Below are 18,929 nucleotides of genomic sequence, written 5' to 3' on the forward strand. Positions count from 1 at the left end.
GGCCCAAACCAACAAATACCCAGCACTCAACGGGAGGTCAGGGGTGGGTTGTTGCCGCCGCCCAGGAGAGCATCGGGGACTGGGTGTTCGTCGACCTGAGGCGGATCGTCACCGAACCCGGCTCGGCCAGCTCGACGTCGTAGCTGAGCACCTCGCTCGGGTTGCCCGAGTTCAGGGTCACCGTCCCGACGGGGTGGCTCGCGCCGCCGTGGTCGAGCACGACGTCCGCGCTCCTGCTGCTGTCCGGCCACCACGAGTGCGATCCGGCAGCGAGCGTGTACGAGCCGGCAGGCAGCGTGAAGGTGTAGGACACCTCGGCCCCCACCTGGTTCGCCGTGTACATCCCGGTGGTCGTCGTCTTGTCGTACGCGCCGGGCAGGACACCCTTGTAGCTGATCGACCGGCTCCCCGAAGCGCCCTGCCCCCAGTGACCCCAGTCCGCGCCGTTCTCCCGCACCTGGTCGGGTGCGTCGTTCACGAGCGCGTCCCCGACGAGGCCGGCGATCGCTGTGTAGGCGGGCGAGTCGTACCCGAGCGCACCCCCGCTGGTCGCGTTCACGTCGGCGAACGCGACGGTCCCCCGCGGCACCACCTCGACGTGCGCGGTGGCGGACGCCTGGCCGTACGAGCCCTTGACGGCGACCGTCGCCCAGGCCTCGTCGAACGCCGCCGGGTCGACGGTCCAGTCCACCGGGACCTCGCGGGTGGTGCCGTCGGTGAGCTCCGCCGTGAGCGTGTCCGGCAGTTCCGGAGCCTCGCCGACGTAGGCCGCCACGGTGGGCTCCTCGAGGTGGACGATCCGGTTCGCGACCGGCGCGGACGCCGTCCGGAGCCGGGCCGCGAGGTCCGCCGCACCCTGCCCGTCGAGCCGGTAGCGCCTCGGGTCGGCGACCGCGGCGCGAGCGTCCGCGATGCCGTTCTGGAGGACCGTCCACTCGACGTCGGTGAAGTCGCCGGTGCGCTCGACGTCCTCCGCGGCGTCCAGCGCGGCGGCGAGCGCCCGGACGTCGGTCGCCCGGGTAGCCGGTGCCGAGACCACGCCGACGGCGTCGACGTTGAGCTTGCCCGACGCGACGGTGAGCGTCACCGTGTGCTCGCCCCAGGGCAGGCCCCGCAGCTCGAACGCCTGCTGGTACTGGCCGGACGCGCGGGTGCGGGCGTTGAGCGCTACGGGCTCGCCGTCCACGGCGACGTCCAGGCGTGCGGACCCGTCGTTCGGCCCCAGCACGTCCAGTCCGGAGCCCGTGAAGGTGTAGCTCACGGAGGCGCCGTCGGCCTGGTTGATCGACGACGTGCGGCCGTACTCGAACATGCCCTTGCCGTTGGCATGCGCCCACTCGCCGTCGTAGACGAGCTTGGTGGCTGCCGGGTCGTCGAGGTCGGTCATCTCGTGGCCGTCGAGGTACTCGCCGTAGTACGGCACCTCGTCGGCCACGCGCTCGACCCTGAGGTTGTCGAACTGCGTCCAGTGGAACCCGCTGGCGAGGTCCACCCAGCCCGAGAGGATCGGGGTGGCGTCGGTCCAGGCGAACACCTGCGTGCCGTCGATCCAGCCGGTGACCTGGTCGCCCGCGACCTGCACGGACAGCTCGTGCCACGCGGCTCCGTCCCAGCCGGCGCCCGCGACGGAGCCGCTCTCGACGACGCTCCCCCGCCGCGTGAGCTGCCAGCCGCCGTCCACGGCCAGCTTGAGCGCGTACGGCGTGCCGCGGAGGTCGTGGGAGGTGTCGCCGCCGCTGGAGCGGGCGCCGAGGGCCGCGTAGTTGCCGCTCACGGTGTCGCGCTCGAAGCGGACGTCGACGGTTGCGCGGTAGTTGCTCCAGCGCCGGTCGCCGACGGCGGTGATCGGCTCGCCGTTGTTCCACGCGCCGCCGACGCCGGTGCCCTCGCGGTCGACCTGCTGACGCAGGACCCGCTCGCCGTCGTCGGCCCTGAAGGCCTCGAAGGAGCCGTTGCGGTCCCACGTGTACAGCGGGATCGCGCCGGTGTCCCCGCCGCGGGAGTCGGTGAAGTCCTCGGTCCGGCCGGTCAGCCCGCCGCCCTTGCGGACGATGGGCACGCGCTTGTCCGAGTAGTCGAAGCCGTCGGACCAGAGCACGTTCCGCGGTGCTTCGCGGGAGGCGCCGGCGTCGAGCACCGTGCGCTCGCCCTCGACGGGCAGCGGCGTGGTCCAGCCCTTGTCGCGGCGGACGTCGAGCGAGGTCACGGTCGTGATCGAGTACGGCTGCACGGTGACGCTGTAGGCGCCGTCGGCGTCCGCGGAGACGTTGCCGACGTGCTGCTTGTACCGGGCGTCGAAGGCCTCGCCGTCGTCCGCGGCACGGGTCTCCCACACCGCGAGGCGGGGCTTGTAGCCGAGGTCCAGGTCCTCCGGGGTGATCCGGTAGGTCCGCGGCGTCTCGGAGTCGTTGACGACCACCGTGGAGAAGTCCGAGCGGTCGGGCGCCGCGAGCGTCAGGTAGTTCGGGCCGCCGTTCCGCCCGTTGACCGGGTTGGTGCCGGTCGCGGTGGTGGCGGAGGCCTGGGGTACCGCACGCCAGATCCCCGCCTGGTTGCGCGAGTCCTCCCAGCCGGTCACCGCGAAGTTCGAGAAGTGCTGCAGCGCGGCCAGGCCGGCGTCGTAGTGGATCCACCCCGACCACGGGTCGCGGGCGCTCACGAGCTCCTTGTACGAGTACTGCCCGCCCTCGTAGAACGACCCGATCGCGGGCTGGTAGATGAAGTGCGTGCGCCGGGAGTTGGCGAAGCCCTTGACGATGGTGTTCGCCATCTCCAGGGAGCTTCCGCTCCCGCCGAGGCCGGTGCCCTCCACGGACGGGTCCGCGGTGTTGTTGTTCGGCCGGAACGAGGAGTTGCTGAACGTGGCCTGCGCCTCGCTGTTCCAGACCTCCTCGTCGAACTCGTCGGCCAGGCGCTTGAAGTTCCCGGACGCGTCGTCGTCGGTGAAGTAGTGGTAGGTGGAGGCGGCCACGACGTCGCGCAGCGACGCGTCGGCGACCATCTCGTCACCGAAGCTGCCGAGGCCTGCCTCGTCGGAGATCATCACCTGGATCTGGTGGAAGAGGCTCGCCTCCCCGCGGCGGAAGCCCGCGAGCCGCGGGTCGTCGCTCACGTATCCCGTGTCGTCCGTGCGGACGCGCTCGGCGTACTCCTTGGTCCAGTCCAGGTCCGCGGTGTGCTCGTTCACGCCGGGGTGGACGTAGTCGACCATGTACCCGTACTCGCGGTACGCGGCGAGGATCGTGTTCTTGTACCAGTCGTAGATCTTGTCGTTCGTGTTCGCCCAGGGTGCGGCGTTCCAGCGCAGGATCGACACCTTGAGGTCGGGGTTGACCTTCTTGGCGTCCGCCGCGAGCTGGAAGCCCGGGTGCCGGCGCACGTTCGCGGGCTCGTCCGGGGTGCGCATCGTCGACACGTCCGAGCCTGTCGAGTTGTTGCGGTCGTCGCCCATCTCGATCTTGACGTGCTGCATGATCGGGCGCTCGCCGCCGAACAGGATCTGCAGCAGCTCCGCGTACTTCCGCGGCTGCTCGGACTTGTAGTCCATCAGGAGGGCGCTGGTGCTGTTGGCGCTGAGCACGCCGAAGCCCTTGAACGTCAGCCCGTTGACGTTGTCCGCGGCGACGTCGTCCCCGTCGACGGTGATCTCGGTGACCTCCGGCGCGCGAGGTGCTTCCGCGGCCGATGCTCCGGCTCCCGCGACCAGCGACGACCCGATCACGCCGCACACGAGCATCCCGGCGATGGCGGCTGACGACATTCGGCTACGTCTCATGGTGCTCCCCTTCCACGTTGAAGTGTTCGTTCGACGCCAGGCTCACGGCGGAGGTGGTGCAGGTCTTCCTCGAACCGCACTCGGCTACCATCGGCGTCGATGTTCGTTTCTGATCGTTTAAGATCAGCTACTGGGCGCCACGTTATAGCCAGCGGCGAAAAGCGCCAAGATGTTGTTCGGTATTGATCACTTCGCCGCGACGACGGCGCGTGTCAGCGGGCGCGCGCCGCCTGGTCACGTGCCGCGGTGAGCAGGTCCCGAGCGGCGGCGAGCGTGCGGTCGGCTTCGGCCGGGGTGATGCGTACGAGCGCGAACGCGGCGATCGAGAGCCCGGTGACCGCGTCGGCGAGGCGCTCCTGCTCCGCCGGCGCCACCGCGCCGAGGTACGCGGCAACCCCACGGCCGATCGCCGCGCGCAGCTCGTCACGGTAGTCGGCGACGACGCGCGCCACCTCGCCGTCGTGCACGACCGGTGCGGTGGCGGTGTTGATGAGCAGGCAGCCGCTGGTCGCCGACATCGAGTCGGCCCGCGTGAACGCCTCCCGCAGCCCGTCCACGTACGTGAGCACCGCCTCCGGGGCGACGACGTCGGCCCGCAGAGGGCGCAGCCTCGGCCGGATCACCTCGTCGAGATAGCTCTGCACCGCGGCGTCGAACAGCCCTCGCTTCGAGCCGAACGTGTTGTAGATGCTCGACCGGCTCAGCCCCGTCGCCTCCTCCAGGGCCGGGACCGAGGCACCCTCGAACCCGACACGCCAGAACAGGGTGCGCGCCGCACGCACCACCACATCGCGGTCGAAGCCCTGTGTCCGAGCCATCCCTGCCTCCAGTTGTTCTGTAACGCTCGGTCCAGTATATATTGGAAGGGTCGTTACAGAATAGATCCACCCCGAGGGAGCACGTTTTTATGTCCGAGTTCATGAGCACGCAGATCCAGCTCGTCTCCCGCCCGACCGGATGGCCGACGCACGAGAACTTCCGCACGGTCGCCGTCGCCCACGACGCCCTCCGGCCCGGTCAGGTACGCGTGCGCAACGAGTTCGTGTCGGTCGACCCGTACATGCGCGGGCGGATGAACGACGTGCGCAGCTACGTCGCTCCCTTCGCGCTCGGCGAGACCATCCCCGGTGGTGCGATCGGCCGCGTCGTCGAGTCGGCCGCCGAAGGCGTCCCCGTCGGGGCGGTCGTGCTGCACCAGCACGGCTGGTCCGACACGGTGCAGGACGACGCCTCGACCTTCCGCGTCGTCCCCGACGTGCCGGGCGTGCCCCTGTCGCTGCGCCTGCACGTCCTCGGCATGACCGGACTCACCGCGTACGTGGGGCTCACGGCGATCGCCGGGATGCGGGAGGGCGACACCGTCTTCGTCTCCGGCGCGGCCGGCGCGGTCGGCACCGCCGCCGGCCAGATCGCCAAGCTCCTCGGGGCCAAGCGCGTCATCGGATCCGCGGGATCACCCGAGAAGGTCGCCCTGCTGACCGAGAAGTACGGCTACGACGCCGCCTTCAACTACAAGGACGGCGACGTGCGCGCCCAGCTGGCCGAGGCCGCGCCCGACGGGATCGACGTGTACTTCGACAACGTCGGCGGCGACCACCTCGAGGCCGCCCTCGACGCGTTCAACGACGGCGGACGGGCCGCGCTCTGCGGGGCCATCGCCGTCTACAACACCACCGGGAAGACCCCCGGGCCCGACAACATGGCCAACATCATCACGCGCGGGCTCACCCTGCAGGGGTTCACCCTCGGCGCCTACCTCCACCTCGCCCCCGAGTTCCAGGAGCGGATGACGGCCTGGTTCGCCGCCGGGGAGATCTCCTACGACGAGACGATCGCCGACGGCATCGAGAACACGGTCGACGCGTTCCTCGACATGATGCGCGGCGCCAACACCGGGAAGATGCTCGTCCGCGTCTGAGCGAGGACACGCAGAAGGCGGGATCGGAGCACCAGCACCTCAGCGCGCGAGCACTGCGCCGTCATGCGCGTCCACCACGCGCACCGCCTGCCGGGTCGACAGGGTGGCGCCGAGCAGTGCGTGCCCGACCATGATGGGGTAGATCGCCCAGCGTTCGAACAGGCCGATGTTCCACTCGATGCCGGCGCGGACGTCCACCATGAACAGGACGAAGCCGATCAGACCGAGAACGCCGAGGGTGATGAGGAGCCTCCCGCGGGAGCGATCGAGGCCGAGGTGCCGAGCGGACACGCCGGCGACCAACGCGAAGACGTTGCCGCTGACGATGACGCTCTGCGCGCCGAGGAAGTGGAACACGGCAAGCCCGTTGGCGAGGTTCTCGGTCGAGCCGTGCACGAGACCGACGAGCGACACCCCGACGCCGGAGAGCACCGCGAGCGCCGTCAGGACGATCGGCCGCCAGCCCTTGCGCTGGTCCAGGAGCAGGACGGCACCAAGGATCAGGACGGCGCCGTAGAACACCCAGCCGGTGTTCATGACCCAGGCCAGCGGGGAGTCCGCGGTCTGCCCGAACGCGGTCTCGCGTTCGGGCAGACCGAGGTGGCTGACCCAGTTGTACAGGGGCGCGTAGCGGGGACTGGTCCACGCGGCGGCGGTGACGAGCTCGGCGGCCCAGCTGACCAGCGGGCCGACGAGCAGCAGGAGGGCGCCGAGCCGAGCGGCCGGCCCGGTACGCAGGATCGAGGTCATGGTGCTCACGCCTTCAGGGCCATGCCGGGGATGCGGGCACGGATGGCGTCGAGCTCGGCCTCGTCGGAGATGCCCTGGAAGTCGTACCGGGGCGCGTACGGCCCCTCGAGTGCGCGGACCTCGTCGTCGGTGAGGTCGAGGTCGAGGGATGCCACGGCGTCGTCGATCTGCGCCACCGTGCCGGCGCCCACCAGGGGTGCGGTGACCACAGGCTGGCGGTGCAGCCAGGCCAGGGCGACCTGTGCGCGGCTCACGCCCCGGACTTCGGCGACGGACCCCACTGCGTCGATGATGGCGCGGTTGGACGCCTCCTGTGCGGGCGTGTAGAGCAGGTCGGCGTAGGCACCGTCGGTCTCGGCCCGGTGGGTGGCGTTGGCCTGGTCCCAGGGCCGGGCGAGGCGACCGCGGCCGAGCGGGCTCCAGACGACGGTGCCGACACCCTCGTCCAGGCACAGCGGAATCATCTCGCGCTCCTCCTCGCGGGCCAGGAGGTTGTAGTGGTCCTGCATCGAGACGAACCGGGCCCAGCCGTGCTGCTTCTGCAGGTGCAGAGCCTTGGCGAGCTCCCAGGCGTGCATCGAGGACGCACCCAGGTAGCGCACCTTGCCCACCTTGACGAGGTCGCTCAGCGCTTCGAGCGTCTCCTCCAGCGGGGTCGCGGGGTCGTTGCGGTGGACCTGGTACAGGTCGATGTAGTCGGTGCCCAGGCGGCGTAGCGAGTGGTCGACCTCGGTCATGATCGCCTTGCGCGACAGACCCTTGCCGTTCGGGCCTGGCCGCATGGGGTGACGCAGCTTGGTCGCGATGACGACGTCGTCGCGGTCGGCGAAGTCGGCCAGCGCCCGACCGAGGATCTCCTCGCTGGAACCGTTGGAGTACAGGTTCGCGGTGTCGAAGAAGTTGATGCCCGCCTCGAGCGCGTGCTGGATCAGCGGGCGGGCCTGCTCCTCGCCGAGCGACCAGACAGGGTGTCCCCGGTCGGGCTCGCCGTAGGTCATGGCGCCGATCGCGACCGGGGACACGTCCAGGCCGGTGGTGCCGAGCTTCACGTAACGCACGTGGTGCCTCCTGCTAAAGTAGGAACTCGCGGAGAGTTCTCCGCAACATGATGCGAAACTAGCGGAGAACTCTCCGGGAGTCAACGGGAGGAAAGGTCTGTGCCTGAAGAGACGACCGCGACCTACGGGACACAGCGCAAGGCCGCCGAGCGCAACCGCGCCGCGATCCTGGAGGTCGCCCACGACCTGTTCGCCAAGAACCCGGCGACCTCACTGAACGAGGTGGCCAAGCGGGCCGGCGTCGGCGCAGGGACGCTGTATCGCCACTTCCCCACCCGGGAAGCGCTGATCCTGGCCGTGTACCAGCACGACGTGGAGAAGCTGGTCGGCTCGGTGGACGAACTCCTGGCTGACCGCCCGGCGAAGGAGGCCTTCATCGAGTGGTTCGAGATGCTGGCCGCATACATCCGCGTCAAGCACGGCCTGGGCGAGGCGCTGCACCACGCCGCGATCCAGGACGCCATCAACCGGACCTACGCCCCGGTCACCGCCGCCATCGGCAAGCTGCTGGACGCCTGTGTCGAGCAGGGCTCGGTCCGCCCCGGCCTGGGCGCCGGCGACGTGCTGCTCCTGATGAGCTTTCTCTGGCGAGTGGCACCCGACGCGCTCGGCGTGGCTCAAGGACGCAGGCTGACCGCAATGGTGTTCGACGGGATCGCCGCGCCCGAGGCTTCCCGCTGACGGTCGTGGGAAGGGCCGGACCGCCCGCTGCACCAGACATGCAGAAGGCCCTCTGGCCGGCGTTTCCGCCGGCCAGAGGGCCTCGTCTTGCTGGTGGGCGATACTGGGACCGAAACTGTTTCAGCACCTGCTCTCACCTGCAACGACAGCGTCTCTGAGCTGAGCGCGGGTGCTGTCGCAGGCCGGGGACGACGACGCGGGTGCGACGACGCCTGGAGGGCAGGCTACGGCTCAGAGCCCTGCCCAGCGATGCCGAGGGTCTCATGAGTGCTTCCCGCCCTGACCTGCATCGGCGCTGGTCAGGGGCAAATTTCGGCAGGTAGCGCAACAGCCCTTGCGTTCGGTTGGATCCAGGTTGTCACCGCCTACGTCAAGCACACCCGCCTGACTCAGCGCAAGAAGACCACCGGTCATCGACGCGGTCACGAAGGCCGGACCCTGAATCGCAGATGCAGCACCCGGCCACCCTGGATGACCACGTGGGGATCCTCCAGGAGATGCTGTCCGTCGATGCTGCCGAAGTAACGCTTGCCCGACCCGAACACGACCGGCACCACGTCGATCGCCACCTCGTCCACCAGACCCGCGGCGAGAATCTGACCGCCCACCTCGCCGGCGTTGACGGCGACTGTCCGCTCTCCGGCGAGCTCCTGGGCCTTGTCGATCGCGGCCTTCACGTCATCGACGAAGTGGTACGACGCCTCGGGGTGCCAGCCCTCGGGCTTGGGCCGGTGGGACACCACGACCACGTGGTCGCCCGTAGGCGGCTGGCCCTCCCAGCCGTTCATCAGGTCGAACATGTGGCGACCCATCACGATCGTGCCGATCTCCTGCCACATCGGCCGGACGTACTCCGCGGACGCGCTCGACACCCTGAACCCGCTCCCGGAGCCGGAATGGTCGTACTGTCCGTCGCGGTCGCCGGTGATCGGGACGTCCCCGCTGAAGTACCAGTCGTGGAGCGGTCCGACGCCGTCGTTCTCGTCGGCGATGAAGCCGTCCACCGACGCTACGCTGTGCATGATCACTGTGCCCACGGGTTTCTCCTAGGTCTCGTCGCTACCTCACGGACGATCTTGTCGCCCGGCGGGGCAGCACGGCTTGTAGGAAATCAATCAGCGGGCATCGGACCGCTGTCCGGCGGGAAATCCCGCTCAGCCGGATGTCTGCGTCGCAGAGCCAGGTACTCCGTCGGCGTGTGGCCGGTGAAGTCCTTGAACTCCTTGCTGAAGTGAGCCTGGTCGAAGTAGCCCGCCGTATGAGCGAGTGCCGACCAGTCGACCGGACGCGAGGTGTCCACGGACACGATCAGCCGCGCGAAGCGGTAGATCCGCGCCACCCGTTTCGGGGTGACCCCGACGTGAGACTTGAACTGCGTAGCCAGATGGTTGCCACTCACCCCTGCGGCATCGGTCAACGCGCGGACGGGGACCGCGCCCCAGGATGCCTCCAGGCGCCCGCCGGTGTGCCGGACCAGGTCGAGGCCACGGGCCGGCGCCTCGGCAAGTCGCGTCCGCAGTTCCTCCTCCAGTAGCCGCAGCGCCTCGGCGGCCGATGCGACGTCGCCGAGCTGGTTGCGGATCCTGTCCGCGGACCGTGGCCAGACGGCATCGACCGGCACCCATCGGTCCCGCAGTTCGGTCGCGGGTATGCCGACGAACGGCGAGAGTCCCCAGGGTTTGAAGTGCGCCCCGACGAAGTGCACTCGCGTGGGGTACTCGATGGTGAAACGCCTGGTCCACACGCCCATGAACCATCCGTCCGCCACCACCGCCGGTGGCACCGACGGGTCGGGACCCAACAGGCGTGCGGGTTCGCCGAGGTTGATGAACAGGTGGGCCGACGGCATCGGCGGAACGTTCATCCGGCGATGGCGCGGTGCCCCCGTCAAGCAGTAGATATCGTCGATGAACTGGTCGAGCGGCGGGCCTGGCACCCGACCGACGTACTCCATCGACCCAGTGTGGCCGACAGGAATTCCGGACCGTTCGATCCGCGCCCGTGGAGGAAACGTTCAGAGCAGCAATGCGGTCGATCGGCGAGGGCGGACGAGCCCTTGAAATCAACACCCGAGCGACTCCGCTGGCACGACGTCTGCCCACACCAGTCCACTGGCGCCAGACATGCAAAAGGCCCTCTGGCCTGCGTTTCCGCTGGCCAGAGGGCCTTGTTCTGCTGGTGGGCGATACTGGGATCGAACCAGTGACCTCTTCCGTGTCAGGGAAGCGCGCTACCGCTGCGCCAATCGCCCATTGCGAGGTGGGTACGGGATTCGAACCCGTGTGTACGGCTTTGCAGACCGCTGCCTCGCCTCTCGGCCAACCCACCGTGCTCTCCCACCAAAGCGGGTTCGAGCGGATGACGGGACTTGAACCCGCGACCCTCACCTTGGCAAGGTGATGCTCTACCACTGAGCTACATCCGCGTTGCACCAGCTCGGACCCTTTCGAGTCCCTGTGGTGACGCTCCGGAAGAGTAGTTCACAAACGGTGTGCCGGTCCAATCGAAATGGGCTCGCCACCTGCGAGGCGTCTTCCGGAGCCTCCGGGCCCAGGTGCGGGCTATGTTCTGCCGTATGAGTGCGACCGACATCATCCCCGCCCACCTGTTGCCGATCCTCGAGGCGCCGAACTACGGGTTCCTCGGCACCATCCGCCCGGACGACACCGTCCAGGTCAACCCGATGTGGTTCGACTTCGACGGCAAGACGCTGCGCTTCACGCACACCACGAAGCGCGCCAAGTACCGCAACCTGCAGCGCAACCCGTCGATGAGCCTCGCGATCATCAACCACGAGGACGTGTTCGGCTACGTCGAGCTCCGCGGCAAGCTGATCGAGGTGATCCCGGACCCGACGGGTGACTTCTACGTCCACCTGGGCAAGCGCTACGGCAACCCGGACCAGCTGCCGCCGCCGGACAGCGCCGACCGCGTCATCCTGGTGATGAGCATCGAGCACGTCGCATCGAAGTAGCCGTCAACGGCGCGGGGCGATGAGTTCTCCGCGCACGGCAGGTCTCTCCTGGTACGGAAGATTCCCCGACGAAGGAGAGACCGATGCCGAACCTGATGGTGGACTTCATCATCTCGCTCGACGGCTACGCGGCGGCGGAGGACTGGCCCGGCCTGTGGGGCATGGGCGGGCCCGAGTACCTGGACTGGATCACCTCGGACTCCGAGACGTCGCACACGACGCTCATGGGCGCGACGACGTACCGGGTCATGTCCGGGTTCGCCGCCAAGATGCCCGACGATCCCCTGAACACCATGCCCAAGGTGGTGTTCTCGTCGACCCTGAAGGCGCCGCTCTCGTGGGCCAACTCCGAGCTGGTCGACGGCGACGCGGTAGAGGTGGTGCGCGAGCTGAAGCGCACGTCCTCGCGCCCCCTGCGCACCATCGGCAGCCTCAGCCTGAGCCGGTCGCTGCTCAGGGCGGGCCTCGTCGACCGCTTCCGGGTGGTGGTCTTCCCCGTCATCACGGGCGCCAACGGCAAGGAACGCATCTTCGACGGGTACCCGGACGTCACGCTCGAGCTGGTCAACAACCACCTGTTCGACGGGCAGCTCCAGCTTCTGGAGTACATCCCCACGGTGCTGGACGCGCCGCCGGGGGCTGATGGCTGAGCCCGCTTCGGGGCTGGGCCCGGATGTCACGCGTCGGCCGCGACCGGTGCGGTCCTCAGCTCGTGCAGGCGCGAGCCGTCGGTGCTGATGGTCGCGGTGGCGGTCGCGATCGCGCCGATCAGGCAGATCACCGCGCAGTACACGATCACGGGCCAGATCTGGCCGCCGACCAGCGCGACCAGCGCCGTGCAGATGAAGGGCGCGAGCCCGCCGCCAAGGGTGTTGGAGATCTGGTACCCGATGTTCACCCCGGTGGTGCGTGCCTCCGGGTCGAACATCTCGGCCAGCATGGTCTGCAGCGTCGCCTGCATGGCTACGCCGGGGATCACGAAGCCGAGGATCATGCCCGCCCAGATCAGGAGCAGGTTGCTCGTGTCGAACAGCAGGAACGCCGGCCAGACCAGTACCGCGAACCCGACGCAGCCCGCGATGTACACCTTCCGGCGTCCGATCCGGTCGGACAGCGCGCCGTATGCCGGGGCGACGACGATCTGCAGCAGGCCGACGATCATCGTTCCCGCGAACCCCTGCCAGGCCGGGATGTCGTTCTCGTTCACCATGTAGGCGATGCCGAACGTCAGGACCACATACCCGGCGATGCTCTGCGGCAGGCCGATGAGGATGCCCATGATCGCGTTCTTCGGGTGCCGGAAGACCTCTTTGATCGGGTTGCTCTTCACTCCGGCGTCCGTCTGAGCCTGCTTGGTGTCCTTGAACTCCTCCGACTCCTCGAGCTTGCTGCGCAGCACGATCGCGACGATGGCGAGCACGAGGCCGAGCACGAACGGGATGCGCCAGCCCCAGGTCATGAACCAGGACTCCGGGCCGAGGCCCAGACCGGCCATCAGACCGGCGGACGCCACGTTCGCGATGCCCGCGCCGCTGATCAGGAACGCGCCGTACATGCCGCGCCGGCCGACCGGGGCATGCTCGACGACCATCGTCGCCGCGCCGCCCATCTCGCCGCCGACGAAGAAGCCCTGGCACATGCGGAAGAAGATCAGCAGCAGCGGCGCCACGATGCCGATCGACGCCTCCGGCGGGATCAGCCCGATGCCGGCGGTGGCGATGCCCATGCCGACGACCGTGATCATCAGCGTCGTCTTGCGACCCACGCGGTCGCCGATGTGGCCGAACACCAGGCCGCCGACAGGGCGCAGGAAGAAGCCGACCGCGAAGGTGGCGAACGACGAGAGCTGCGCGACGATCGGGTCCTCACCGGTGAAGAACACCGCGGGGAAGATCGCCGCCGAGGCCAGGCCGTACAGGTAGTAGTCGTAGTACTCCATGAGCGTGCCGATCGCGCCACCGGCGATGGTGCGCTTCTGGGTTCGGGTCAGCGGCGAAGTCGTCATCGGACGATGATGGCGACTTCTGAACACAACGTCTACGCCTCGAACGTTTCGTTAAGGTAAAAGTCTGAGCGCTCGCGCGGAGCCGCCGAGATCAGTCGCGCCCCGACCGCATCTGGTCCAGGTAGGCGTAGGCGGTGACCTTGGAGATTCCCAGGCGCTTCGCCACCGTCTCGACCGAACGCTTGACATGGAACGCGCCCAGCTCGTCGAGGGTGCGCAGCACGGCGATCCGGTCGGACTTGTCCATCATCGCCACCGGCCGGCCGACCGCCGAGATGGCGTCGGCCATCATCGTGTCGAGCAGGCTCGAGATGTCGTGCGTGTGCAGCTCACGGTCGCGCTTTCCCGGCGGCGCCGACGGCGACGGCGGCAGCAGGGCGCTGAGGACGTTCTGCGCCGTCTGCAACGGCGTCAGGTCGATGTTGATGCACAGCGCGGCGATGATCCGCCCCGACTCGTCGCGGTAGTAGACGGACGACGAGTGCAGCTCGCGCCCGTCCGTCGTGCGGCCCGAGTAGCCGAACTCGTCGTGCTCGGCGGCCTCGTCGCGCATCACCTCGAGCCCGAGGTTCGTGGACGGCCCGCCGACCTTCCTGCCGGTGACGTGACCGTTGACGATCGCGTAGATCGTGTGGTTCAGGTCGCGCTGGCTGAGATCGTGCAGCACGACCTCGCAGTGGTCGCCGACGGCGGAAGCGACGGCGCGCATGACCGGCTCCAGCACCGAGTAGGCAGCTTCGATGCTCTCGAAACGGCCCTTCGTCACCGCGGGGACGGTCCCGTCGGCCGCACTCTCGCTCTCGCTGTTCTGCCTGGTCATATCATCGGTGATCTTACGCGGGACGGACTCGAGCACCGAGGAGACATCGTGCAGCCCCACGGCCTGTACTTCCCCTACATCCACGTCCGCGACGACAACTGGCTCAAGACGGCGGCGCTCTACTGGCCGACCGTGCGGCGGCTCGTGCCCCACCGCCATCAGACCCGCGACTCCCCGACGGCACGCGTCTTCGCCGAGGCAGGAGTACTCGGCAGCGAGGACCCGCGGAAGCTCCTCGCGACGGCCGGACTGGACCTCCTCATGGCTCTTCGGGCCAATGCAGACCAGCTGGCCTCCCGCTACCGTGTCGTCCCTGGCGACGGCCCGGCACACGTGGACCACGACACCGCACGCGGCGTGTTCGTCCCGGCGGGGCACAAACACCTCGGATGGGTACACCTCGACAAGTTCCCGTTCGGGGCCGTGGACATGCTGGTAGGCCACGGGCTCGCGGTCCGCGGCCGGGACAGCGCGCCGTCGGTCGACAGCGAGCAGGACCCAGCCTGGTCGGATTACGGCTATGACCATTACCCGGCCGAGACGTGGATCGGCTTGCATCCCGCCGTCGCCGCCGCGTACATGACCGCCCTCGTCGGCCGGTTCAGCGAGCGCGGCAACTTTCAGCCGATCACCGACCAGGACGATCTGCGGGCCGCTGTACCGCATCGCGACGTCACGGAAGCCCTCCAGCTTCTTGTGGGGGCGGCGTCTCGGCCGCCGTCACGAGAGGGTCTCGACCGCTACGTCGCACTCTCGGTACAGGCAGTTGCACCTGCAGACCTGTCGATCGTGCCGCCCGACAAGATCTTGGAGTGCCGGGAGAAGCTGCGGGATGAGCTCATGGCCTTCCGCGACCACGTTGCCAAGCAGGCCGATGAGCTGGCTCAGATCGCATCGATTTCGGTAGACCACCGCGAGCTCGAGACGTTCAACGAGCACGTCGAGAAGCACATCAAGAAGCCCCTGGAGGACCTCGAGCGCGGGCTGAAGCTGCTCCGCTTGCCCACGACCCGGACCATGCTGACGGCGAGCTCCTTCGCGGCTCCGGCCGGTGTCGCGGCCGCCACCAGTCTGCTGGACCAGCCAGTGATCGCGGCGGGCGTCGAGACCGTGGCAGTTGTCGGCACGGCATGGTGGACAGGAGTACGACACGATCGGAAGAAGCTCCGCACGGAGTCCGAGGTCAGCTACCTCCTCGGCGTGCGAGAACAGCTGACTCCGAAGACGCTCGCGAACCGCGCGAGGAAGCTCTGGGCCGGCACGTACTGATCACCCGCTCCATGACCGCTGAGAGGCGCCTCGTGACCGACACCCCCGCACCCGCCTGGCGGCCTACCGGGCTCGTCTGGACCGAGGCGGGCGCCGCGCTGCAGTGGCTCTCACCGACCGGTGGCGTGCGGGCCAGCGCTGTCGATCTCGGGGCGCGCCTGTCGCTCATGGTCGGGCTGGACCGGCGCTGTGTCGGGCTGTGGTGGGACGGCCGCCGGGTGCCCTGCACCGCCCGCGCACAGATCGACGCGGGTGCGAAGTCCGGGCAGTGCGACTCCTGCGCGGCGATCGCCCGCACCCGGTCGGTGGCGACCGACACCGTCCTGGACGACCCGCGCGAGTTCTGCGTCTATCTCGCCCACCACGGGAGCGTGGTCAAGGCTGGGATCACCGCGACCGAGCGTGGGCAAGCCCGGCTGCTGGAACAGGGCGCGCTGTCCTCGATGGTCCTATCGGCCGGGACACTGCTGTCCGCCAGACGGTGCGAGGCACTGCTCACCACCGCGCTCGGCGTACCCCAGCAAGTCCACACCGCCCGTAAGCGTGGCGCCCGGCTGGCCCCTGGGACGGCGTCGGCCCGCGCGGCAGAGCTCGTCGCCGTCGCCGAACAGGCCGCGGGCCTGGACTGGCCGCCCGGTCAGACCCGCACCGCTACCGGCCCCGTGGATCACACCCTGGCCTACGGGTTGCCCGACGGCGGGATCGCCGCCGAGCAGGAGATCGATCCCCTGCAGACCGGAGCCACGATCAACGGTGAAGTCGTGTGCCGGATCGGGCGCGACCTGTACCTGTCCACGCCCGGTGGGATCGTCCTGCTGGACACCGGCCTGCTCCAGGGCTGGGCCCTGAACCGCGCTGAGGACGATGCGCTGCTCACGGCCCGGACGACGCCGGTCGCGAAGCCCCGGGCTACGACGGAGGTCCAGCATGACGTCCTCTTCTGACGCCGACGGCGTCCGTGGGCCCTCGGACGGTCCCATCGAAGGTTTTCACTACGCCCCGTTCTATGGAAAGCCAGGGGACGCTGAACCCGCTCAGCGCCTGCCGTTCGACCTGTTTGGCCTTCGTGTGATCGGGACGGTTGCCATCTGCGACGTCGATGAAACACCGACGGCCAACGTCCAGCCGAGCATCAGCATCAAGATCACGCAGTACGTGCGCCTGTCCGACGAGTCCTTGATCCGCCTCGACATGGATCGAGGCGTCACCACTGGCGGCAGCGAAGCCGACGAGAATATCTCGTGGAAGCGCACGGCGGACGACCTGATCGCGGAGATCTTGGATCTGGTGCAGGCGGACGACCGCCACAATCCTGGTTCCCATCCGTGGGAGGACCTGGCAGAAGCGGCCCAGCTGCGCGGTATCGATGTGGACGGCGGGACACTGGCCGAGCTGCCGTACCGGGTGCTGCTGACGGATGCGGTCACCGTCGTGTTCGAGCTCTGATCTCGACGTCGGCAAGGGCCGCACCTTCAGGCTCGCGGCTCCTGGTGCAGGCCCCATCGTTCGCTGCGTGATCGTTCCGCGCCCACGGTCTGCGGGACCGTTACCGTCGGGGCGTGACTGTGGTGGAGATCCCTGGTTCGAAGTCCATGACGGCGCGTGCGCTCTTCCTCGCTGCGGCGGCGGACGGTGACACGACGCTGGTGAACCCGCTGGTCTCGGACGACACCGAGGCGTTCGCCGAGGGACTGCGGCTGCTCGGGTACCGGGTAGAGCAGGACGCGTCCGCGTGGGTGATCGGCGGAGCGCCCGCTGGGCCGCCGCTGGAGACGGCCGAGGTGTTCACCCGCGATGGAGCGACGACGTCGCGCTTCCTGCCGTCGCTGGCAGCGACCGGTCACGGCCGGTACGCCTTCGACGCCTCGGCCCAGATGCGTCGGCGTCCGATGGCACCCCTGACTGAGGCGCTGCGGCATCTAGGGGCGCACCTGGAATTCGGTGGCGAGCCCGATCATCATCCCGTGACCGTGCACGCCGCGGGGCTCGCCGGTGGCTCGGTCCGCCTGGACGCGGGGACCTCATCGCAGTTCCTCACGGCGCTGCTGCTGGCTGGGCCGTTGATGCGGAACGGGTTGACCGTCGAGGTCACCGACCTTGTCTCGCAGCCGTATGTCGCGATCACGACGGAGATGATGCGCGCGTTCGGCGTCGAGGTCACCCAGTCCGGACGCGTCTACCGCGTCGAGCCGGGTACCTACACGGCACGGCGGTACGAGATCGAGCCGGACGCGTCGTCGGCAAGCTACTTCTTCGGAGCGGCTGCACTGCTGGGAGAGTCGATCACCGTGCCCGGTCTCGGGGTCGACGCGTTGCAGGGTGACCTGGCGTTCGTCGACGTCCTCGCACGCATGGGCGCGCACGTCGACAAGGGCGCCACAGCGACGACGGTCAGTGGTACCGGCAGGCTCAGCGGGATCACCGTGAACATGCGCGATATCTCGGACACGATGCCCACGCTGGCGGCCATCGCGCCCTTCGCCGATGGGCCCACGCGAATCGTCGATGTCGCCAACACCCGGGTCAAGGAGTGTGACCGGCTTGATGCCTGCGCCACGAACCTGCGCGCGATGGGGGTCCAGGTCGAGACCGGACCCGACTGGATCGAGATCCAGCCCGGCACGCCGCACCCGGCCCAGATCCGCTGCTTCGGAGACCATCGGATCGCCATGGCCTTCAGCGTCACCGGCCTGCGGACGCCGGGCATCACGCTCGACGACCCGGGGTGTGTGAAGAAGACCTTCCCGACCTTCCATAGCGCCCTGGGCGACGTCGTCTGTTCGTTCGCCTCTCCGACCGGCAGCATCGGCTCATGACGCTGCCGGCTGACAGCCACGTTCACAGCGAGTGGTCATGGGACACCGGCGGCCCGCATTCTCACGCCGTCGGACGTATGCGCGCCACCTGCGCCCAGGCCGTGAGGATCGGCCTGCCTGCGCTCTTCTTCACCGAGCACCTCGACATCCCGGATACGTGGCACGCCGAGCCCGAGGACCTGATGCCGCACCAGCAGGGCTTCCTCAACGATGCGGGCCGCGTCGACTTCGCCCCGCTCGATGCCGATGGCTACTTCGACGCCATCGATCGCATGCGGCACGACTTCCCCGATCTCCGGATCCACACCGGAGTGGAGTTCGGGCAGCCGCACCTGTTCGGCGCTCAGGCCACGGAGATCATCGACCTGAGCCTGATCGACCGGGTCCTCGGCTCGCTGCACACCCTCGACCTCGGCGGAGGTGCCGCGGAACCGAGGACGCTCTTCCGTGAGCACGACCCGGCGGTCGTCATGCGTGCCTACCTGGAGCAGGTCCCCGTCATGGTGCAGGGGTCGGACGCGTTCGAGGTCTTCACGCACATCGACTACGCGGTCCGGTCCTGGCCTACCGAAGCTGTCGGACCGTTCGATCCGCGCGTGTTCGAGGAAGAGTTCAGAGCCGCGATGCGGTCGATCGCCGAGAGCGGCCGAGCCCTCGAGATGAACACGCGACGACTCTGGTCGTGGATCCCGCAGTGGTGGGCCGAAGAAGGCGGCGCGACGGTCAGTATCGGCAGCGACGCGCACACGCCTGACGCGATCGCGGCGAACTTTCCTGAGGCCACGGCGATGCTGGAGCACTTCGGGTTCGGACCAGGAAGCGTGGCGGAAGAACTGTGGGCGAGGTCGCGGCCCCTCTGAGGC

Annotated in this window: 17 protein-coding genes and 3 tRNA genes; 9 read left to right on the forward strand and 11 right to left on the reverse strand. The window is 68.7% G+C overall.

The features are described from left to right. Positions 1–37: 37 nt before the first annotated feature. Together ACFO6V_RS06150 and ACFO6V_RS06155 are read right to left on the reverse strand one after the other, a co-directional pair. Positions 38–3,775: an Ig-like domain-containing protein gene (locus ACFO6V_RS06150; protein WP_377133292.1), complete on the reverse strand. Its 3,738-nt coding sequence runs from the start codon at positions 3,773–3,775 to the stop codon at positions 38–40. 212 nt (positions 3,776–3,987) lie between these two features. Further along, on the reverse strand, positions 3,988–4,593 hold the full coding sequence (locus ACFO6V_RS06155) for a TetR/AcrR family transcriptional regulator (protein ID WP_377133294.1): 606 nt from the start codon (positions 4,591–4,593) through the stop codon (positions 3,988–3,990). Between the two features lie 89 nt (positions 4,594–4,682). On the opposite strand from ACFO6V_RS06155, the gene ACFO6V_RS06160 reads away from it, so the two are divergent. Beyond that, the gene (locus ACFO6V_RS06160) at positions 4,683–5,693 is read left to right on the forward strand and encodes an NADP-dependent oxidoreductase (protein ID WP_377133296.1); all 1,011 of its coding nucleotides are present in this window, start codon (positions 4,683–4,685) and stop codon (positions 5,691–5,693) included. Between the two features lie 39 nt (positions 5,694–5,732). Here the strand turns inward: ACFO6V_RS06160 and ACFO6V_RS06165 are convergent, their stop codons facing one another. Together ACFO6V_RS06165 and ACFO6V_RS06170 are read right to left on the reverse strand one after the other, a co-directional pair. Continuing rightward, positions 5,733–6,443, reverse strand: a complete 711-nt coding sequence (locus ACFO6V_RS06165; RefSeq protein ID WP_377133298.1) for a DUF998 domain-containing protein — start codon at positions 6,441–6,443, stop codon at positions 5,733–5,735. Between the two features lie 5 nt (positions 6,444–6,448). Continuing rightward, a complete protein-coding gene (locus tag ACFO6V_RS06170; RefSeq protein WP_377133300.1) occupies positions 6,449–7,501 on the reverse strand; it encodes an aldo/keto reductase in 1,053 nt (350 codons plus the stop codon). Positions 7,502–7,600: 99 nt separating this feature from the next. Between ACFO6V_RS06170 and ACFO6V_RS06175 the strand changes: the two genes are divergently transcribed. After that, on the forward strand, positions 7,601–8,182 hold the full coding sequence (locus ACFO6V_RS06175) for a TetR/AcrR family transcriptional regulator (RefSeq protein WP_377133302.1): 582 nt from the start codon (positions 7,601–7,603) through the stop codon (positions 8,180–8,182). Positions 8,183–8,604: 422 nt separating this feature from the next. Here the strand turns inward: ACFO6V_RS06175 and ACFO6V_RS06180 are convergent, their stop codons facing one another. The 5 genes from ACFO6V_RS06180 to ACFO6V_RS06200 form a co-directional block, all read right to left on the reverse strand. Continuing rightward, positions 8,605–9,219 carry a dihydrofolate reductase family protein gene (locus ACFO6V_RS06180; RefSeq protein WP_377133304.1) on the reverse strand — a complete coding sequence of 205 codons (615 nt, stop codon included), beginning with the start codon at positions 9,217–9,219 and terminating at the stop codon, positions 8,605–8,607. A 74-nt stretch (positions 9,220–9,293) separates the two neighbouring features. Next, on the reverse strand, positions 9,294–10,136 hold the full coding sequence (locus ACFO6V_RS06185) for an AraC family transcriptional regulator (protein ID WP_377133306.1): 843 nt from the start codon (positions 10,134–10,136) through the stop codon (positions 9,294–9,296). Positions 10,137–10,358: 222 nt separating this feature from the next. Beyond that, a tRNA-Val gene (locus ACFO6V_RS06190) sits at positions 10,359–10,433 on the reverse strand. Positions 10,434–10,439: 6 nt separating this feature from the next. Further along, positions 10,440–10,510 (reverse strand) — tRNA-Cys (locus ACFO6V_RS06195). Between the two features lie 25 nt (positions 10,511–10,535). After that, positions 10,536–10,607, reverse strand: a tRNA-Gly gene (locus ACFO6V_RS06200). Positions 10,608–10,757: 150 nt separating this feature from the next. Between ACFO6V_RS06200 and ACFO6V_RS06205 the strand changes: the two genes are divergently transcribed. Both ACFO6V_RS06205 and ACFO6V_RS06210 read left to right on the forward strand, forming a co-directional pair. After that, entirely contained in the window at positions 10,758–11,156 is a 399-nt protein-coding gene (locus ACFO6V_RS06205; protein ID WP_377133308.1) for a PPOX class F420-dependent oxidoreductase, read from the forward strand. A gap of 83 nt (positions 11,157–11,239) precedes the next feature. Then, entirely contained in the window at positions 11,240–11,806 is a 567-nt protein-coding gene (locus ACFO6V_RS06210; RefSeq protein WP_377133310.1) for a dihydrofolate reductase family protein, read from the forward strand. A 26-nt stretch (positions 11,807–11,832) separates the two neighbouring features. On the opposite strand, the gene ACFO6V_RS06215 is transcribed toward ACFO6V_RS06210, so the two are convergent. Together ACFO6V_RS06215 and ACFO6V_RS06220 are read right to left on the reverse strand one after the other, a co-directional pair. Next, positions 11,833–13,161: an MFS transporter gene (locus ACFO6V_RS06215; RefSeq protein ID WP_377133312.1), complete on the reverse strand. Its 1,329-nt coding sequence runs from the start codon at positions 13,159–13,161 to the stop codon at positions 11,833–11,835. Between the two features lie 91 nt (positions 13,162–13,252). Then, a complete protein-coding gene (locus tag ACFO6V_RS06220; protein ID WP_377133314.1) occupies positions 13,253–13,870 on the reverse strand; it encodes a helix-turn-helix transcriptional regulator in 618 nt (205 codons plus the stop codon). Here ACFO6V_RS06220 and ACFO6V_RS06225 point away from each other — a divergent pair. The 5 genes from ACFO6V_RS06225 (at position 13,820) to ACFO6V_RS06245 (ending at position 18,926) form a co-directional block, all read left to right on the forward strand. Further along, positions 13,820–15,250, forward strand: a complete 1,431-nt coding sequence (locus ACFO6V_RS06225) for a DUF6236 family protein (RefSeq protein ID WP_377133316.1) — start codon at positions 13,820–13,822, stop codon at positions 15,248–15,250. The genes ACFO6V_RS06220 and ACFO6V_RS06225 overlap by 51 nt on opposite strands. An 11-nt stretch (positions 15,251–15,261) precedes the next feature. Then, on the forward strand, positions 15,262–16,194 hold the full coding sequence (locus ACFO6V_RS06230) for a DUF2797 domain-containing protein (protein ID WP_377133318.1): 933 nt from the start codon (positions 15,262–15,264) through the stop codon (positions 16,192–16,194). Beyond that, on the forward strand, positions 16,178–16,696 hold the full coding sequence (locus ACFO6V_RS06235; RefSeq protein WP_377133323.1) for a hypothetical protein: 519 nt from the start codon (positions 16,178–16,180) through the stop codon (positions 16,694–16,696). The genes ACFO6V_RS06230 and ACFO6V_RS06235 overlap by 17 nt, the downstream gene beginning before the upstream one ends. Before the next feature lie 113 nt (positions 16,697–16,809). Then, positions 16,810–18,066 (forward strand): 3-phosphoshikimate 1-carboxyvinyltransferase, encoded by a 1,257-nt coding sequence (gene aroA, locus ACFO6V_RS06240; RefSeq protein WP_377133325.1) that lies wholly within the window; start codon positions 16,810–16,812, stop codon positions 18,064–18,066. Then, a complete protein-coding gene (locus tag ACFO6V_RS06245) occupies positions 18,063–18,926 on the forward strand; it encodes a PHP domain-containing protein (RefSeq protein WP_377133327.1) in 864 nt (287 codons plus the stop codon). Before aroA ends, ACFO6V_RS06245 begins: the two co-directional genes overlap by 4 nt. Positions 18,927–18,929: the final 3 nt, after the last annotated feature.

The sequence above is a fragment of the Promicromonospora alba genome (assembly GCF_042654905.1).
GTDB classification, from domain to species: Bacteria; Actinomycetota; Actinomycetes; order Actinomycetales; family Cellulomonadaceae; genus Promicromonospora; species Promicromonospora alba.

Excerpts from the sequence above, each read along its gene's own strand:
- ACFO6V_RS06210 (WP_377133310.1), top strand. The coding sequence starts at position 11,240 with ATGCCGAACCTGATGGTGGACTTCATCATCTCGCTCGACGGCTACGCG.
- ACFO6V_RS06150 (WP_377133292.1), bottom strand. The coding sequence starts at position 3,775 with ATGAGACGTAGCCGAATGTCGTCAGCCGCCATCGCCGGGATGCTCGTG.
- ACFO6V_RS06235 (WP_377133323.1), top strand. The coding sequence starts at position 16,178 with ATGACGTCCTCTTCTGACGCCGACGGCGTCCGTGGGCCCTCGGACGGT.
- ACFO6V_RS06165 (WP_377133298.1), bottom strand. The coding sequence starts at position 6,443 with ATGACCTCGATCCTGCGTACCGGGCCGGCCGCTCGGCTCGGCGCCCTC.
- ACFO6V_RS06230 (WP_377133318.1), top strand. The coding sequence starts at position 15,262 with ATGACCGCTGAGAGGCGCCTCGTGACCGACACCCCCGCACCCGCCTGG.
- ACFO6V_RS06185 (WP_377133306.1), bottom strand. The coding sequence starts at position 10,136 with ATGGAGTACGTCGGTCGGGTGCCAGGCCCGCCGCTCGACCAGTTCATC.
- ACFO6V_RS06205 (WP_377133308.1), top strand. The coding sequence starts at position 10,758 with ATGAGTGCGACCGACATCATCCCCGCCCACCTGTTGCCGATCCTCGAG.
- ACFO6V_RS06155 (WP_377133294.1), bottom strand. The coding sequence starts at position 4,593 with ATGGCTCGGACACAGGGCTTCGACCGCGATGTGGTGGTGCGTGCGGCG.
- ACFO6V_RS06245 (WP_377133327.1), top strand. The coding sequence starts at position 18,063 with ATGACGCTGCCGGCTGACAGCCACGTTCACAGCGAGTGGTCATGGGAC.
- ACFO6V_RS06220 (WP_377133314.1), bottom strand. The coding sequence starts at position 13,870 with ATGCGCGCCGTCGCTTCCGCCGTCGGCGACCACTGCGAGGTCGTGCTG.
- ACFO6V_RS06215 (WP_377133312.1), bottom strand. The coding sequence starts at position 13,161 with ATGACGACTTCGCCGCTGACCCGAACCCAGAAGCGCACCATCGCCGGT.
- ACFO6V_RS06160 (WP_377133296.1), top strand. The coding sequence starts at position 4,683 with ATGTCCGAGTTCATGAGCACGCAGATCCAGCTCGTCTCCCGCCCGACC.